This is a genomic window from Demequina sp. NBRC 110054, from assembly GCF_002090115.1.
Classification (GTDB): domain Bacteria; phylum Actinomycetota; class Actinomycetes; order Actinomycetales; family Demequinaceae; genus Demequina.
Genome location: NZ_BBRK01000004.1, coordinates 572,589 through 588,171, shown reverse-complemented (window position 1 = coordinate 588,171; position 15,583 = coordinate 572,589). Strand labels below are relative to the sequence as shown.

Below are 15,583 nucleotides of genomic sequence, written 5' to 3'. Positions count from 1 at the left end.
CTGCGTCAGCTGCTCGGCTCGCCCGCGGTCCACGCGACGGGCCAGCCGTCGTCGGTCCACGCGAGCTCACGGATCTCGAGGCGGAACTGCCCGTTGTTCGCGCCGTCGTAGTAGTGGAACGCGAGGTAGCCGTTCGAGTACGACTGGCCACCCGGGCCGATCATGTCGCCGTCGGTGACGAGGAGCGACTCGCCGCCGTTGTAGAGCATGTCGTTGCCCAGGCTGTCGACGTACGGGCCCGTGACGGACTCCGAGCGTCCCACCGCGATGTTGTAGGTCGAGTCGAGTCCCTGGCAGCAGCTGTCGCGTGACACGAAGAGGTAGTAGTAGCCGTCGTGCTCGACGATGTACGGCGCCTCGATCGCGTCGAGCGCGTCGTTGCGGGTCGCGATGGTGACGGGCTCGGCATCATCCGCCGCGAGGCCCGAGGGCCACTCGAGCTCGATCATCTGGATGCCGCCCCAGAATGAGCCGAAGGCCATCCAGGGGGTGCCGTCCTCGTCCTCGATGATGCCGGGATCGATCGCGTTGTAGTTGTTGAGGTTCGGGTCGGAGGCCCAGACCTGGCCCTGGTCGGTCCAGCCGTAGTCCGGGTCGTCGATGTCGAGCGTCGGCGAGGTCATGAGGCCGATCACCGAGCGGTTCGAGCCGAAGGTCGACGCCGAGTAGTACAGGTACCAGGTGCCGTCGTGCTCATAGAGCTCCGGCGCCCAGAAGTTGCCGACCGTCGGCACGATCGAGTACACCCAGCTGGGTCGGGTGTCGGTGTCCCACGCGGTGCCGACCTCCTCCCAGGTGCTGCCCTCGTCCTGCGAGCGGAAGATCCGCGGGGAGCCCGCGCCGATCGCTGCGTCGCCGGTGCCGTAGACGTACCAGTCGCCCTCGCCGTCGTCGATGCCGGCCACGATCGCTGGGTCGTGGATGTAGATGTCGCCGGAGATGTCGAGTGCCGTCGCCTTGGCACCGCTCCACGGCGCCCACACGAGCGTGCCGACCGCGAGTACGACCACGATCGCTGCGGCGATCCCGCCGACGATCAGGCCCTTACGGCTCTTGCTTGGCGCTGGGGCGTCCTCGACGTTCGGGGCGTCCTGGTGGTCCTGCGCGTTCATATGGTCCTCGTTCGCGGGCTTGTCGGTCATCGGGCGCCTCCCAGTCGGATGACGTTCCACGACACCGGGGGCATCGCCGCGGTGAGGCGACCGTCCGCGACAGAGGCGGAGGCGTTGGCGACCGGCGCGACGGTGGTGTCGTCGTCCGCGGTCGCGGACCACGTGTGGTCGGGGTGGGACAGGCTCGTCGCCTCGAGCACCTCGACGCCCGCGACTCCGCGCAGGTCGACGTCGAGGGTGACGTCCTCGGTGAGCGAGCGGTTGACGGCGAACACGACGACCTCGCCGGACTCGGCGTCGTACGTCGCGACCGCGTCGACGACCGGGACCTCGCCGAACTTCTTCGTCTCGTAGGTGGGCGACTCGATCGCGACGCGGAGCACGTCGCCCTTGGCGAGCTGCGAGGCCTGCGCGAACGGGTGGAACGTGGTCTGGCGCCACGACCGGCCGCCGGGCTCGGTCATGATCGGCGCGATCACGTTGACGAGCTGGGCGAGCGACGCCGCGTGCACGCGGTCCGTGTGGCGCAGCAGCGAGATGAGCAGGTTGCCGACGACCACCGCATCCGCGACGTTGTAGCGGTCCTCGAGCAGGACCGGGCCGACGGGCCAGTCGTCGCCCGTCGGGGGCTTGGACTCGGCGCGCTGCTGGTACCAGACGTTCCACTCGTCGAACGAGATGTTGATGCGCTTGGTGCCCTTCTTGGCCGCCCGCACCTGGTCTGCCGCCGCGACGACGGACTCCACGAAGTGGTCCATGTCCACGGCGCTCGCAAGGAACGAGCCGAGGTCGCCCTCATCCTCGAAGTAGTAGGCGTGCGCCGAGATGTAGTCCACGTGCTCGTAGCAGTGGTTCAGCACGGTGCGCTCCCACTCGCCGAAGGTCGGCATCATCGACGCGGACGACCCGCACGCGACGAGCTCGATGTCGGGGTCCATCATGCGCATCGCGCTCGCCGTCCTGGCGGCGAGGCGCCCGTACTCGTCGGCGGTCATCGCGCCGATCTGCCACGGGCCGTCCATCTCGTTGCCGAGGCACCACATGCGGATGTCGTGCGGCTCCTCGGCGCCGTTCTCGCGGCGCTTGTCGGACCAGTAGGTGCCGCCCTTGATGTTGCAGTACTCGAGCAGGTCCAGTGCCTCCTGGACGCCGCGCGTGCCCAGGTTGACGGCCATCATCGGCTCGGTGCCCGACTTCTTCGACCACTTCATGAACTCGTCGACGCCGACCTTGTTCGGGTCGGACGAGTGCCAGGCGAGGTCCAGGCGGGTGGGACGCTCGTCGACCGGGCCGATGCCGTCCTCCCACCGGTAGCCGGAGACGAAGTTCCCGCCCGGGTAGCGGACGGTCGAGATTCCCAGCTCGCGCGTCATGTCGATGACGTCCGAGCGGAAGCCGTCCTCGTCTGCGGTCGGGGCCTCGGGGTCGTAGATGCCGGTGTAGACGCATCGTCCGAGGTGCTCGACGAAGGAGCCGAACGTGCGGCGGCGCACCGGGCCGACCACGAATGCGGGGTCGACGGCAAGGCTGGCCTTGGAGGTCATGGTGGTTCCTTGTCTCCCGCATCGTCGCGGGGGTCTTGCGGATGTCGTCAGGCGGCGGGGACCGGGTCGAGCGCGACCCAGGCGACGCCGTGCGAGGGCACGGTGACGGTCAGGTGACCATCGGCGACGGCTGAGGGGGCGGACGTCGAGAACAGGTCTGTCGTGGCCTGGGGCGCGTGGCTGCGACCGAGGATCGAGGTCAGCGGCACGCGGCCTGCGCGCTCCTGGTCGCCCGTCCAGAAGACGGCGACGTAGGTGCGGTCGGTGGTGGCGCTGCGCGCGGTCCAGACGATGTGCTCGCCGGGGTCGTCGCCCTCGAGGGGCTCGCGCAGGATCTCTCGTCCCCCGACGGAGCCCTGCAGCACCTCGGTGATCGCCGGGGTCGCGAGCAGCTCGGTGGTCTCGGGCGTCGACGAAGGCAGGTCGCCGCCGACCATGAGCGGCGAGCGGGCCATCGACCACAGCGCCATCATCGTGCGCTGCTCGTCGAGGGTCAGCCGGCAGTCGCGGGGCTCACCGCGCTCGGCGCGGATGCCGATGCGGCCCAGCGGCAGCATGTCGGCGTCGGCCCACCCGCCCTCCTGCTGGAACGGGGCCCAACGGGCGAGGCGCGCGAACTGCGCGTGGACATCGATCCAGCGGTCCCACAGGTCGTCGGAGATGCGCCACATCTGGGCGTTCTCGCGCAGGTGCTCCGCGTGCTCGGTCGACAGCTCGGTGCCGGGGGAGAGGGAGACGGTGATGTCCGCGCCCGCGCGCTCGATCGCGAGGTGCAGCGCCTCGATCGCATCGTCGTGGTAGGGGCTGAGCATGTCGTCGACCTTGAGGAAGTCGACTCCCCACGCCGCGATCTGGGCGATCTGGCCGTCCATGAACGCCTGCGCGCCGGGGTGTGAGAAGTCGAGGCCGTAGTTGTCGGGGTTCCACAGGCACACGTCCTCGGTGAGCGCGATGTCCCGTGCGGTCCACTCGGTGCCCTCGATGGGCAGGTCGAGCGCAACGGCGCGCCGGGGGATGCCTCGCATGAGGTGGATGCCGAACTTGAGGCCCATGTCGTGGACCGCTGCCGCAAGCGCGGTGAATCCGGTGCCGTCGACCGCGGACGGGAAGCGCACGGGATCGGGCTGGAGGCGGCCGTGCGCGTCGAGCACCAGGGGAGCGTCCGCGTTGTAGCCGTGCGATCGCGCGGTCGGGTCGAACCAGGCGATGTCGACGACGACGGTGTCCCACCCCGAGGCGAGCAGGTGGTCCGCCAGGTGGCGGGCATTGGCAAGGACCTCATCCTCGGTGACGGTCGTCCCGTACGAGTCCCAGCTGTTCCAGCCCATGGGGGGCGTGGTGGCGCGCGGCATCGGGCACCTCCTTCTACATCGTTGTAACCACATGGTGCACACCGCGGGATGACTTCGTCAATTCGGCGGCCCCGAGCAAGGGGAGCTCGGTTCGTGCATCGTTGCAAGAACCGTACCTACCAAACGCCTGTTGTTCAACGGTGTACGGGGAAACTGAGGGGACCTCCGGGTCCAGTGTCACCCCATCGTCGCCGTCGCGCGACCGGAGGCTCCGGACGGTGGGCATGCCGTCGCGGTACCTGTGCCGTCACGGAGCCCGCTGCGCCCCAGGGGCGGCGTGGGGCAAGGGTGGTCCTCGTGAATGCTCCCCGGGAACCACGTGCGGAGTGAGGAATGGGCGGTGCATGGTGCGCTGCGCCCGCCGACGCCTCCGGTGTCACCAGATGCCGACTGTCAGGTGTTTTACCTGGGATGATGCGCAATCCGACTCGCTGTCCGTCGACGTCTCCGCGGGCCCTTGGCTTCGGCGCTGAACGCGCCTGAGGTCGCCTGGACGCCAGCGCGCTGGCCGCAGACGTCCAGGGGTGCGGACTCCCTCGCGGCTCTCCCCGAGAGGCGTTTCGAGGCGCCCTGGAGAGCGCCGCGCCGCGCCCCGGCGAGGCCTCGAGGGAGCTGTCGCGGCGAGCAATGCGCGCGCATCCTGACCTCGCTGCGGCGCCCTCGGCACCCTCCGGAGCTGTAACCGTTTTGTGACCTTGCGTGTGCGCACTGATCCATTGACAACGTTGCAAAGTCCTGCAATATTGCAAAACACGTGGATCGCACGTCTCGGCAAAGATGCCGCGACGGCTCAAAGGAGAGAAGGCATTCATGAAGAAGATGCACGGCACGATCGCTCTGGGAGCCGCTGCGGCGCTCCTGCTCGTGGGCTGCTCGGGAGGCGGCGACACCGACTCCTCGGCTGACTCGTCGGGCGGATCCAGCGGGGAGAAGACCGACCTGCTGCTCTGGCACGGCTACACCGAGGCGGACGGCGACGTCCTCGCCGAGATCGTCGACAACTTCAACGCCCAGTCCGACACGTGCTCGGTGAGCCAGGAGCCAATCGCCTGGTCGAGCATCACGGAGAAGCTCGTCACGAGCCTCGGCGCCGGCAACGGCCCGAACCTCGTGGTCCAGGGCGTCGACACCGGTGAGGGCTACAAGAACCAGGGCGCGTTCCTCTCGATGGACGCGTACTACTCGTCCGGCGACTACGAGAGCGCCGACTTCATGTACACGCAGGCCAAGGACCAGGTCACCTGGGACGGCGAGGCCTACGGCATCCCGATGGGCACCACCCCGATGGCGGTGTGGGTCAACAGCGACCTGTGGGCGGCTGCTGGCCTGACCGAGGCCGACTACCCGACCACCATCGAGGAGCTCATCGCGGTGGCCGAGGAGCTCACCATCGACGAGGACGGCGACGGCACCCCGGAGCAGTATGGCTTCGCGATGCCCGACCAGGACATGGGCATGTTCTCGACGCTGCTCCACTCGGGCGGCGGCGACTACATCACCGACGGAGTTCCCGCGCTCGACTCGGCGGAGAACATCGCGACCATGGAGGCCTGGCAGGACGCCTTCGTCAACGGCATGATCAGCCCGACCGGTATGGACAGCACCGGCGCCATGGAGCTCTTCGGCTCCGGACGCGCGGCGATGATCTTCAACGGCCCGTGGGAGATCACCTCCGCTGAGAGCTTCGGCGTCCCGATCGAGGGCTTCGGCTGGCCGAGCGACTGGGTCGCCGGTGTCTACAACTACTGGTACGCGACCAGCATGAACGACACCGACGAGGAGATGACCTGCTCGCTCGAGTTCTCGGACTTCTGGAACAGCTACGACCAGCAGATCATCTGGACCGAGTCCTACTACCCGCCGAACCGCACGGACATCGACGTGGCTGAGATCGACGACCCGCTGGTCTCGATGCTCTCCGAGATGGCGTCGACCTCGTACTACTACGCGACGGGTATCGACACCAACATCACCGACATCCAGTCGGAGTCCAATGCTGCTCAGCAGCAGATCCTGGCCGGCGGCGACGTGGCAACGCTCCTCGCCGACGCCCAGACCAAGATCGCGGGCTACCTGGACAACTGATGAGGAAGCCCAGGCCCGGGCGTCCCTCCCCCAGGGACGCCCGGGCCGGGGCCCCTTCATGATCGGAGCATCGTGACTACCAATCCAGTCGTTGAGAGCGCCGCGCTCGAGAGCGCGGGCAAGGTCCCCCGCAAGCGCCGGCGACAGCGCACCTACAACTTCCAGCGCCACGCGAACAGGACCGGCTGGCTCTTCGCCGCCCCTGGTCTCGCGATCCTGCTGGCATTCGTCTTCTACCCGGCGGGCTACGCCTTCTGGATCTCGCTCACCGACTCGAGCGGTCTCAACGAGCCGACGTTCATCGGCTTCGACAACTACGTCGAGGCATTCACCGACCCCGACTCGCTCAACGCGATCTGGAACACCGTCATCTACGCGGTCGCGTACACCCCGATCGTCATCGCGGTCGCGCTGTTCCTCGCGATCTTCCTGAACCGCAAGGACCTGCTGTTCCGCGGCGGCCAGCGCACCGTGATCTTCATGCCGTTCATCATCTCCATGGCGGTCGCCGCGCTGTCGTGGAGCTTCATCATCAACCCGAACACGGGCCTCATGCCCTACTGGTTCTCGAAGATCGGCATCAACCTCCCGGACCTGCTGAACGACACGACGTGGGCGATGCCGACCGTGATCTTCGTCGCGGTCTGGAAGAACTTCGGCTACTTCATGGTCATCTTCATCGCGGGCCTCCAGGGGATCCCGTCGGATCAGTACGAGGCAGCCTCGCTCGATGGCGCCAACGCGTGGCAGCAGTTCACGAATGTCACGCTCCCGGGCCTGCGGCCGACCATGACCTACGTGATCATCGTCGCGGTCAATACCGCGTTCCAGACCTTCGACCAGATCTACATCATGACAAATGGCGGGCCACTGAGGTCCACTGAGACGATCGTGTACCGCGTCTACGTCGAGGGCTTCAGCAACTTCAACCAGGGCTACGCCTCTGCACTGTCCTTCGTGCTGATGGCGATCACGCTGACGATCGGCCTGATCCAGCTGTCGATCAGCCGCAAGCAGGAAAGGGACCTCGTATGAACAAGAAGATCCCGCTGTGGCGGAGGCCCGGGACGATCGGCGCGAACATCCTCGTGCTCGCCGTCTCGCTGCTGGCCATCTTCCCCCTCGTCATCGTGCTCGTCACGGCGTTCACGCCGCAGAACGAGACGATCGCCTACCCGCCCGAGCTCATCCCGAGCACCTTCACGCTCGATAACTTCGCGGGCGTGTTCGAGCGGATCCCGGTCTGGGACCAGCTCGCGAACACCGTCATGATGTCGGTGGGCGTGACCTTCTTCTCGCTCATCCTCAACTCGATGGTCGCCTACGCGCTGGCGTTCATCGACTTCAAGGGACGCGGGCTGCTGTTCGGTCTGCTCATCGCGACGATGATGATCCCGTTCCAGTCGCTGCTCATCCCGCTGTACAAGATGCTCTCCGAGTTCGGCTGGATCGGCACGATGACCGGTCTGATCGTGCCGCGTGCCGCCGACGTGGCGGGCATCTTCCTCCTGCGACAGTTCTTCATCATGATCCCCAAGGAGCTTCGTTCCGCCGCCATGATCGACGGCGCCTCGGAGTGGAAGATCTACTGGCGGGTCATGATGCCGAACGCGACCGCCGGTCTCCTGACCCTCGGAATCTTCAACTTCGTGGGCAACTGGAACGACATGCTCTGGCCGATGGTCATGACCAACAGCGCCGAGGACAGAACATTGACAGCAGGCCTGGCCTTGCTCAACGGCACCGCTCAGGGTGTGATCCCCTACGGCGTCACCATGGCGGGGTCGCTCATCTCGGTCGCGCCGCTGGTCATCATGTTCGCGATCGTCCAGAAGCGCTTCATCGAGGGTGTCGCGACCGCCGGACTGAAGGGCTGATCGATATGCGTCCCAGGTGGACGCCCGACGAGGCGCGTCGGTGGTACGAGGACAAGCAGTGGATCTCGGGATTCAACTTCATCCCGAGCGGGGCGATCGACGGACCCCTGTGGCTGATCCAGTCCTACGACCACGACGCCGCCTATCGGGACGCGGCGCGCGAGATCGCGCTCGCCGCGTCCCTTGGGCTCAACAGCATCCGGTTCTACCTCCCGTTCGAGGTCTGGCGCTACGAGAGGGACGCGTTCTTCGCGAACCTCGACCAGCTGCTCGACCTGCTCGAGTTGCACGGCATGACGATGATGCCGGTCATCTTCAACGACTGCTCGGTGCCCAGGGACCGCTGGCGCGAGCCCGCGCTCGGGCCTCAGCCCGAGCCGGTGCCCGGCTACTTCGCCGGAGATGCGGAGGGCGCGTTCTCGGATGACGTGCAGTCCGGCGACGCCGTCGGCTACGTCATCACCGACGAGGCTGATCTCGAGCCGCTGTTCGCGGAGTACGTCACGTCGCTGGCCACTCGGTACGGCCAGGACGAGCGCGTGCTGCTCTGGAACGTGTGGAACGAGGTCGGCAACTCCCAGCGAGGCGACCGCTCGGTCGGCATGATGGAGAAGACGTTCGAGTGGCTGCGTGCCGCAGACGTCGAGCAGCCGCTCACCGCCGAGGTGTGGGGCGGGGGAGCGACGTCGCCGTTCTCGTGGATGAACGACCCGGTGACGATCCCCGGCCCCGAGCTGCGGGCCGTCGAGCTGTCCGACGTGGTGTCGTTCCACTACTACGGCGACTACACCCATGCGCGCCAGCTGATCGCGACCCTCAGGCAGTTCGACAGGCCGCTGTTCAACACCGAGTGGATGCACCGTCCGTACGGCAGCATCATCCAGACCCACCTGCCGCTGTGGAAGCGGGAGGAGATCGGCAGCTACTTCTTCGGCTTCGTCAACGGCAAGTGCCAGCTCCACGAGGCGTGGGACTTCATCAAGGGGATCGACGGCGTCGATACGCGGCTGTGGATGCACGACATCTTCCACGACGACTTCACGCCCTACGACCCCGAGGAGATCGCGGTCCTCAAGGAGCTCAACGGGGTGGGGCGATGACGGAGATCCGCTTCGACCCGACGCAGCCCCGAACCCCGGTGAGGGCCGAGCTGTTCAGCCAGTTCTTCGAGCACATGAGCCACGCCACCATCGGCGGTCTCAGCGCCGAGCTGGTGGTGAACCCGACGTTCGTCCAGACCACCCTGCTCAAGCAGTGGCAGGTCGAGGAGCTGCTCGCCAACGGCGAGTGGGCCGATGCGATCTGGAAGGGCGAGGAGCCGACCACCAGATGGGCGGGCGCGCCCACGTCCAGCGGCGTCGCGGTCCACCTGTTCCATGACGAGACCGCCGACGGGGTGCCGTTCGCCTGGAGCGCCGTCGGCGAGGTCAGGCCGTGCGTGGGACGGGTGGGCGACGGCGTGCGTATCCGCCGCGGCGGGCTGCGGCAGGTCGTCTTCGTGCCGACCCACCGGACGACCCGGATCGAGGTCTCGGCGTGGGCACGTACGGTGAACGACGCGGGAGAGCTGCGCGTCGAGCTCAGGCGCCGTTGGGACGGAGACGCCGGAGCCGCGGGCGAGCTGCTCGCGGAGGCCTCCGTGGAGATCACGAGCGACCGCTGGGCCGAGCAGAGCGTGGCGCTCGACATCGATGCGGCGGTCGCGCCGACGGAGCCTGTCGAGCTGTTCCTGCTCTTCGACGGCGATGGGCTGACCCTGGATCGCGTCAGCGTGCTCCCCTCCGACCACGAGGGCGGTCTCGACCCCGAGGTCATCGCGCTCGCCGTCGAGGCGAACGTCCCCGAGCTGCGGTGGCCGGGGGGCAACGCCGTCTCCTACTACCACTGGCGCGACGGCATCGGCCCGCAGTCGCTGCGGCCGTCCCGACCCAACTATGCGTGGGGCGGGATCGAGAGCCACCACATCGGGACGGACGAGTACCTCGCACTGTGCCGCAGGATGGGCTCCCGTCCCCACATCACGGTGAACCTCGGCACAGGCACGGCCGAGGAGGCCGCGGCGTGGGTCGAGTACTGCAACGGCTCGGTCGAGACGCCGATGGGTCGACTGCGCGCGCAGAACGGCCATCCCGAGCCCTACGGCGTGGATCGCTGGGAGCTCGGCAACGAGACGTACGGATCCTGGCAGGGCGGCTTCGTGGGACCCGAGGAGAATGCTCGCCGATTCGCGGAGTACGCGGAGGCGATGCGCGCCGCGAGCCCGATCCCCCTCACGCTTCACGCGGCGGGCGACTGGTTCGACCTCGCGCCCGCGCGCGACGGGCTCATCGACGTCTCCAACGACGGGCAATGGCACGGCGAGCTGCTCCGTCAGGCCGTCGAGCACCTGGACGTCGTCTCCCTCCACGGCATCCCGATCAACGACCGCTTCTTCGAAGGCGTCGACTCGGACACGATCCACCAGTCGCTCATGGGCTGGTGCGAGACGGCGCTCGAGTCCCAGCTGCCGGAGCTGCTTGCCGAGCTCGACGCGGGCACTCCTGCGGGCCATGCGCCGATCAGGCTCAGCATCACCGAGTGGGGTCCGATCGGCGCCAGCCCCGGCGCGGTGTCGATCGAGAACGCCGACGGCGCAGTGTGGGCGGTCGCGTTCCTCGGGGGCCTCACCACCTTCGGCGACCGGATCGACATGTGCAGCCCCAACGGGTTCCTGCACGGTGGCGGCATCATGAAGGGTGCCGGTGTCGTGTACCCGGATCCCGCGTACGCGATGATCGCGCGTCTGCGCACCCTCGCAGGCAGTCTGCCGCTGCCGGTGGAGGTCTCGGGTCCGACGTTCCGCATCGACGCCCCCGCCGACTCGGGCAGGGTCGAGGCGAGCGTTCCGTTCGTGAGGGCGACGGCGCTGCTCAAGCCCGAGGGCGGGGTGACGCTGCTGGTCGCAAGCTACCGCGCGCAGGGCGAGGACGCCATCGAGGTTCCTCTGCCGTGCAGCGTCCGCTCCGCCGAGATCTACGCCTCGGCGCCCTCGCTGAGGGCCACCCCTGCGGACACCGAGCCCGCACGTTGGGAGGAGTTCGCGGTCGAGGGCGGGGATGCGCTGCGCTTCACCCTGCCCGCGCGCTCCGCGGTCTGGCTGGAGCTCGATCTCGAGGACTGACGCCACCGCGCCGAGTCAGCCATCGCTCGTCGACCGGTCTCGAGGGTTACTCCACGAGGCCGGTCGACTGCTGTGAGGATCCGCGCACGCTGAGCTCGGCGTCCACGACCGCGACCTCGGCAGGGCCGGTGCGGCTGCCGTCGATGCGACCGATCAGCATGTCGAGACCTGCCTCGACGATGCGACGCTGCCCTGGCGAGACGGAGCTGAGCGGTGGCGAGGTGTGCTGGCTGAAGTTCAGGTCGTCGAAGCCGACGACGGCGATGTCCTCGGGGACGCGCAGGCCGTGCGCCTGCACGGCGTGGATCACGCCCATCGCCATGTAGTCGTTGAACGCGAACACGGCGTCGATCGGCACTTTGGCCTCGAGCGCCTCGGACATCACGCGGTAGCCCTCCGTCGGATCCCAGGCGTTGACCGCGAGGAGCCGTCGCGGGCCCACGTCGATGCCCGCCTCCGCGTGCGCATCGAGGAAGCCGGCCAGGCGCAGCCGCCCGGTCGATCCTGCGATCGCTGCGGGCGGCAGCCCGACGGCCGCGATGCGCGTGCGGCCCGAGGCGAGCAGATGCGCCGTCGCGAGCCTTGCCCCGCCCACGTCGTCCATCGCGACACGGTCGACGGTCTCGCCGTACCGGCTGCTGTGCGAGGTGAGCGCCACCACGGGGACGGGCAGGCTCGCGAGGTCGACGCTGCCGGGGAGGTGGGTGGGGTCGACGAAGATACCATCGGTGATCATGCCGAGACTGGCGAACACGTCGTCCACCTTGCGGGTGTCGTTCTCGTCCGTCGGGTCGATCAGTACTGCGTAGCCGCGATCGCGAGCGGCGAGGAGGAGGTCGTCGGCGAGCTCGGCGAAGTAGGGCTGAGTCATGCGGGGCAGCACGAGCGCGAGCGTGTGCGTCGAGCCCACGCGAAGGTTGCGCGCGATGAGGTTCGGGCGGTAGCCGAGCACGGCGATCGCGTTCTGCACCAGGCGCCGCGTCTCGTCCTTCACATACGGCTGGTCGTTGACCACGTTGGAGACGGTGCGCACGGACACGCCTGCGAACTGCGCCACGTCACGCATCGTGGCGGGGCGTCGTTGTCCCGACATGGTTCCTTTCTCGGCGCCTGTGGCAGGTGAGCCGCGACAGGTACGCTTGCGTTGATTCTAGTGGTTCGAAGGCAGTGCGCACGAGACCCGGGGCCGACTTTCCTTGCATCGATATGTGATCGACGCGCACGGGCGCACGGCTCCCCGCGACGCCTTCTGAAAGTGCCTTCACAGACGATGCTGAAGTTGCCTTGTGTAGGTTTCTATCAGGAACGATGTGTCAAGGGGCGCGTCGCGGCCGCTCCCCACCCCGAGTTCCGGGGCTCCTCCCTGCAGGTGGGCGCTCACGCCGAGTTCTGCGACGTTGCAGGGCTTCGTGCGGACTACTCGCGAGCGGCGGCCGTGGTCGTGTCGCGCGCTGCAGGGGAGTCGTTCGTGCGCGCGGTCCTCGTCGGCCGTGTGCCCGGTCCGATCGGTGCGCGGGGGTGTGGACCGCTCACAGGCGAGGCTCGGCCCTTGGTCCCCTCAGTGCATTCTTCGCGCGCCCTATCCTGAGTCGCCGCACGCGTGAGGCGTGCGACGGCCGCACCTTTCGCGCATTACATCGTTGTACCGAATATCCGTCGCAATTCTGAGATTTCGGCAGCCGAGAGGTGTTCAGGCCGAGCCCTCGCGGGGCTCGCGCGCGAGGCAGCTGGACCGTACTGCATATCCCACAAGACGCTTGAGACGATCATCAAGCCTGGTAAAAAAGCATATACATCGATGTATTCCGAATCGTGATCTTCGCTGACTTGACCTTGCCTCAGCGGTGTGTCACAGTTCCATCGTTGTAAATAACCCGGAAGCCGGTGATTCCCATCGGCACGGCCAGCAAGAGGTCAAAGAAGACCCGCGGGAGCGGAACCGGCATCGCAGATGCAGCTCCCAGGGTCGGGCCGGACCTCACTTACCTATCAATGATGATCAGGGAGGAAAGAAGATGAGGAAGAACGTTCTAGCGGCGGGAGCCGTGGCCATGGCGGGAGCCTTGGCTCTCACGGCCTGCAGCTCCAGCGGCGCTGACGAGGGCACCGTCGTCGGTGACGGCGAGGGTGTCGAGCTCACCTTCATGTACCGCGGAAGCGACTACGACAAGGCTGCCTACGAGACCGCCATCACGGCGTTCACGGAGGAGACCGGCGCCACGGTGAAGATGATCATCACCGACGCCGACCAGTACAGCACCAAGCTTCAGGCGGCCATCGCCGGCGGCAACGTTCCCGACGTCTTCTACGTCGACCCCGCCAACATGATGGGCTACGTCTACGCGGACGTCCTCGCTGATCTGTCCGAGTACGTCGACGACTCGGTCGTCGACAACCTGTGGGACTTCGGTGTCGACGCCTACCGCTTCAACGTCGAGACCGGCGAGCGCGGCCAGGATGGCGACCCCTTCTACGCCCTGCCCAAGGACGTCGGCCCGTTCGCCTTCGGCTACAACACGGTGCTGTTCGACGAGCTCGGCCTGGACTACCCGGACCCGTCCGAGCCCATGACCTTCGACGAGTTCGTCGAGCTGGCCAAGGCGCTCACGGTCGACATGGACGGCGACGGCGAGCTTGACCACTGGGGCACCGGCCTCAACGTCACCTGGAACTCGCAGGCCTTCATCTGGGGCGCCGGCGCGGACTGGATCTCTGAGGACAAGAAGACGGTCACGGTCGACACCCCTGAGTTCGCCGAGGCGCTGCAGTGGTTCGCCGACCTGGGCCTCGTCGAGGGCGTGACCCCGTCGGTCGAGCAGGCGCAGACGCTCGACACCTACCAGCGCTGGATGGCCGGTGAGATCGGCTTCTTCCCGGTGGCCCCGTGGGACATCGCGACCTACAACGCCGTCGCGGAGGAGAACCCCGACACCTTCGGCTACGCCATGATCCCCTACCCGGTTGCTGAGGAGGGCGACGACTGGTCGACCTGGCTCGGTTCGCTCGGCATCGGTGTCTCGGCCGACTCGGAGAACGTCGAGCTCGCCGCGAAGCTTGCCGAGTACCTGTCGACCGACCTCGACGCTCAGAAGACGCTGGCCGCCGGCCAGATCCAGATCCCGAACCTCATCGACTACGCCGAGGGCGACTGGATCACGACCGACGCCACCGAGACCGGCTGGCCCGAGAACTCGCAGATCTTCCTCGACATCGCGATGGAGAAGGGTCGTCCGCTGCCCGCGACGTACACCTACACCCCGGAGTGGTACGACAACTTCTGGATCGGCATCGAGAACGTCGTGGACAACGGCTCCGTGACGGCTGAGGAGTTCCTCGCCGGCAAGCAGGAGGAGATGCAGAAGCTCCTCGACCAGTCGTGGACCTCGGCTGACGCCGCCAAGGCCCAGGGCTAAGCAGCACTGAAGCGAAGGTGGGGGCCGCCGCCACGGCGGCGGCCCCCACACTCGCGAGAACGTTAAGGACGGATCATGTCGACTTCAGCTCCCCCCGCGGAGACCAGCGCCAGCGTGTGGACCAAGGAGGACCAGAAGGCCTCCCGCAAGGCCAACGCGAAGCTTCACCGCAAGGAGTACGGGTGGGCCGCGGCCTTCATGGCGGCTCCAGTCATCGGCTGGGTGGTCTTCCTCCTGTTCCCGATGGCGTTCTCGATCTACGCGTCGTTCACCAACTGGAACGGCATCGGCAACATGACCTTCATCGGCCTCGACAACTACACGAGGCTGCTGCAGGACCAGTACTTCTGGCAGGCGCTGTACAACACCGTCTTCTACATGATCGGCATCCCGATCGGCCTCGCGCTCTCGCTGCTGCTCGCCCTCGCGCTTAGCCGCAAGATCCGCGGCCGCACGTTCTTCCGCACCGTGTACTACATCCCGGTCATCTCGTCGCTCGCCGCGATCGCGATCCTCTGGCAGTGGGCCTACAACGGTGACTTCGGTCTCGTGAACCAGGCGCTCGCGCTCATCGGCATCGACGGCCCCAACTGGCTGGCCGACCCGATGTGGGCCAAGCCCGCGATCATCATCATGACCGTCTGGAAGGGCCTCGGCTACTCGATGCTCCTCTACTTGGCGGCCGTGCAGGCCGTGCCGCGCTCGCTCTACGAAGCCGCCGCTCTCGACGGCGCGAACAGCTGGAAGCGCTTCACGAAGATCACGTGGCCCATGGTGCGCCCCGTCACCTTCTTCCTCGTCGTGACCAACATCATCGGTGGATCCATGATCTTCACCGAGATCAACATCATGACGTCGACCGGTGGTCCGTCCTTCAGCACGGCCTCGCTGGTCTGGTACGTCTGGAACCAGGCGTTCCGCAACCTGAGCATGGGCTACGCGACCGCGATGGCGCTCGTGCTCGGCATCCTCGTCCTGATCGTCACGGCCATCCAGTTCCGGATGAACGCCCGCAACGACTTCTCGATCGACTGAGGCAA

11 protein-coding genes are annotated in these 15,583 nt (G+C 67.1%); 7 read left to right on the top strand and 4 right to left on the bottom strand.

The annotated features are described in order from the left end of the window. Positions 1-5 precede the first annotated feature (5 nt). From B7K23_RS02680 to B7K23_RS02670, 3 genes are read right to left on the bottom strand one after another with little or no spacing between them, the layout of a single operon-like run. Entirely contained in the window at positions 6-1,142 is a 1,137-nt protein-coding gene (locus B7K23_RS02680; protein WP_234996393.1) for an arabinan endo-1,5-alpha-L-arabinosidase, read from the bottom strand. After that, the gene (locus B7K23_RS02675) at positions 1,139-2,656 is read right to left on the bottom strand and encodes an alpha-N-arabinofuranosidase (RefSeq protein ID WP_084124871.1); all 1,518 of its coding nucleotides are present in this window, start codon (positions 2,654-2,656) and stop codon (positions 1,139-1,141) included. Before B7K23_RS02675 ends, B7K23_RS02680 begins: the two co-directional genes overlap by 4 nt. A 47-nt stretch (positions 2,657-2,703) precedes the next feature. After that, a complete protein-coding gene (locus B7K23_RS02670; protein ID WP_143338050.1) occupies positions 2,704-4,008 on the bottom strand; it encodes an alpha-galactosidase in 1,305 nt (434 codons plus the stop codon). Positions 4,009-4,818: 810 nt separating this feature from the next. Between B7K23_RS02670 and B7K23_RS02665 the strand changes: the two genes are divergently transcribed. The 5 genes from B7K23_RS02665 (at position 4,819) to B7K23_RS02645 (ending at position 11,130) form a co-directional block, all read left to right on the top strand. Further along, positions 4,819-6,093 (top strand): extracellular solute-binding protein, encoded by a 1,275-nt coding sequence (locus tag B7K23_RS02665; RefSeq protein WP_159451281.1) that lies wholly within the window; start codon positions 4,819-4,821, stop codon positions 6,091-6,093. Between the two features lie 72 nt (positions 6,094-6,165). Further along, entirely contained in the window at positions 6,166-7,128 is a 963-nt protein-coding gene (locus B7K23_RS02660) for a carbohydrate ABC transporter permease (RefSeq protein WP_159451280.1), read from the top strand. Next, positions 7,125-7,970: a carbohydrate ABC transporter permease gene (locus B7K23_RS02655; protein WP_084124867.1), complete on the top strand. Its 846-nt coding sequence runs from the start codon at positions 7,125-7,127 to the stop codon at positions 7,968-7,970. Before B7K23_RS02660 ends, B7K23_RS02655 begins: the two co-directional genes overlap by 4 nt. Positions 7,971-7,975: 5 nt before the next feature. Continuing rightward, entirely contained in the window at positions 7,976-9,070 is a 1,095-nt protein-coding gene (locus B7K23_RS02650; protein ID WP_084124866.1) for a cellulase family glycosylhydrolase, read from the top strand. Continuing rightward, positions 9,067-11,130 carry a hypothetical protein gene (locus B7K23_RS02645; RefSeq protein WP_084124865.1) on the top strand — a complete coding sequence of 688 codons (2,064 nt, stop codon included), beginning with the start codon at positions 9,067-9,069 and terminating at the stop codon, positions 11,128-11,130. The genes B7K23_RS02650 and B7K23_RS02645 overlap by 4 nt, the downstream gene beginning before the upstream one ends. Before the next feature lie 46 nt (positions 11,131-11,176). Here B7K23_RS02645 and B7K23_RS02640 read toward each other — a convergent pair whose 3' ends face one another. Next, the gene (locus B7K23_RS02640; RefSeq protein ID WP_159451279.1) at positions 11,177-12,187 is read right to left on the bottom strand and encodes a LacI family DNA-binding transcriptional regulator; all 1,011 of its coding nucleotides are present in this window, start codon (positions 12,185-12,187) and stop codon (positions 11,177-11,179) included. Between the two features lie 958 nt (positions 12,188-13,145). Here B7K23_RS02640 and B7K23_RS02635 point away from each other — a divergent pair. Beyond that, complete coding sequence (locus B7K23_RS02635) at positions 13,146-14,543, top strand: sugar ABC transporter substrate-binding protein (protein WP_084124861.1); 1,398 nt, start codon at positions 13,146-13,148, stop codon at positions 14,541-14,543. A gap of 75 nt (positions 14,544-14,618) precedes the next feature. Then, positions 14,619-15,578, top strand: coding sequence for a carbohydrate ABC transporter permease (locus B7K23_RS02630; RefSeq protein ID WP_084124860.1), 960 nt, complete (start codon positions 14,619-14,621; stop codon positions 15,576-15,578). Positions 15,579-15,583 lie beyond the last annotated feature (5 nt).

Excerpts from the sequence above, each read along its gene's own strand:
- B7K23_RS02680 (WP_234996393.1), bottom strand. The coding sequence starts at position 1,142 with ATGACCGACAAGCCCGCGAACGAGGACCATATGAACGCGCAGGACCAC.
- B7K23_RS02675 (WP_084124871.1), bottom strand. The coding sequence starts at position 2,656 with ATGACCTCCAAGGCCAGCCTTGCCGTCGACCCCGCATTCGTGGTCGGC.
- B7K23_RS02670 (WP_143338050.1), bottom strand. The coding sequence starts at position 4,008 with ATGCCGCGCGCCACCACGCCCCCCATGGGCTGGAACAGCTGGGACTCG.
- B7K23_RS02665 (WP_159451281.1), top strand. The coding sequence starts at position 4,819 with ATGAAGAAGATGCACGGCACGATCGCTCTGGGAGCCGCTGCGGCGCTC.
- B7K23_RS02655 (WP_084124867.1), top strand. The coding sequence starts at position 7,125 with ATGAACAAGAAGATCCCGCTGTGGCGGAGGCCCGGGACGATCGGCGCG.
- B7K23_RS02650 (WP_084124866.1), top strand. The coding sequence starts at position 7,976 with ATGCGTCCCAGGTGGACGCCCGACGAGGCGCGTCGGTGGTACGAGGAC.
- B7K23_RS02645 (WP_084124865.1), top strand. The coding sequence starts at position 9,067 with ATGACGGAGATCCGCTTCGACCCGACGCAGCCCCGAACCCCGGTGAGG.
- B7K23_RS02635 (WP_084124861.1), top strand. The coding sequence starts at position 13,146 with ATGAGGAAGAACGTTCTAGCGGCGGGAGCCGTGGCCATGGCGGGAGCC.
- B7K23_RS02630 (WP_084124860.1), top strand. The coding sequence starts at position 14,619 with ATGTCGACTTCAGCTCCCCCCGCGGAGACCAGCGCCAGCGTGTGGACC.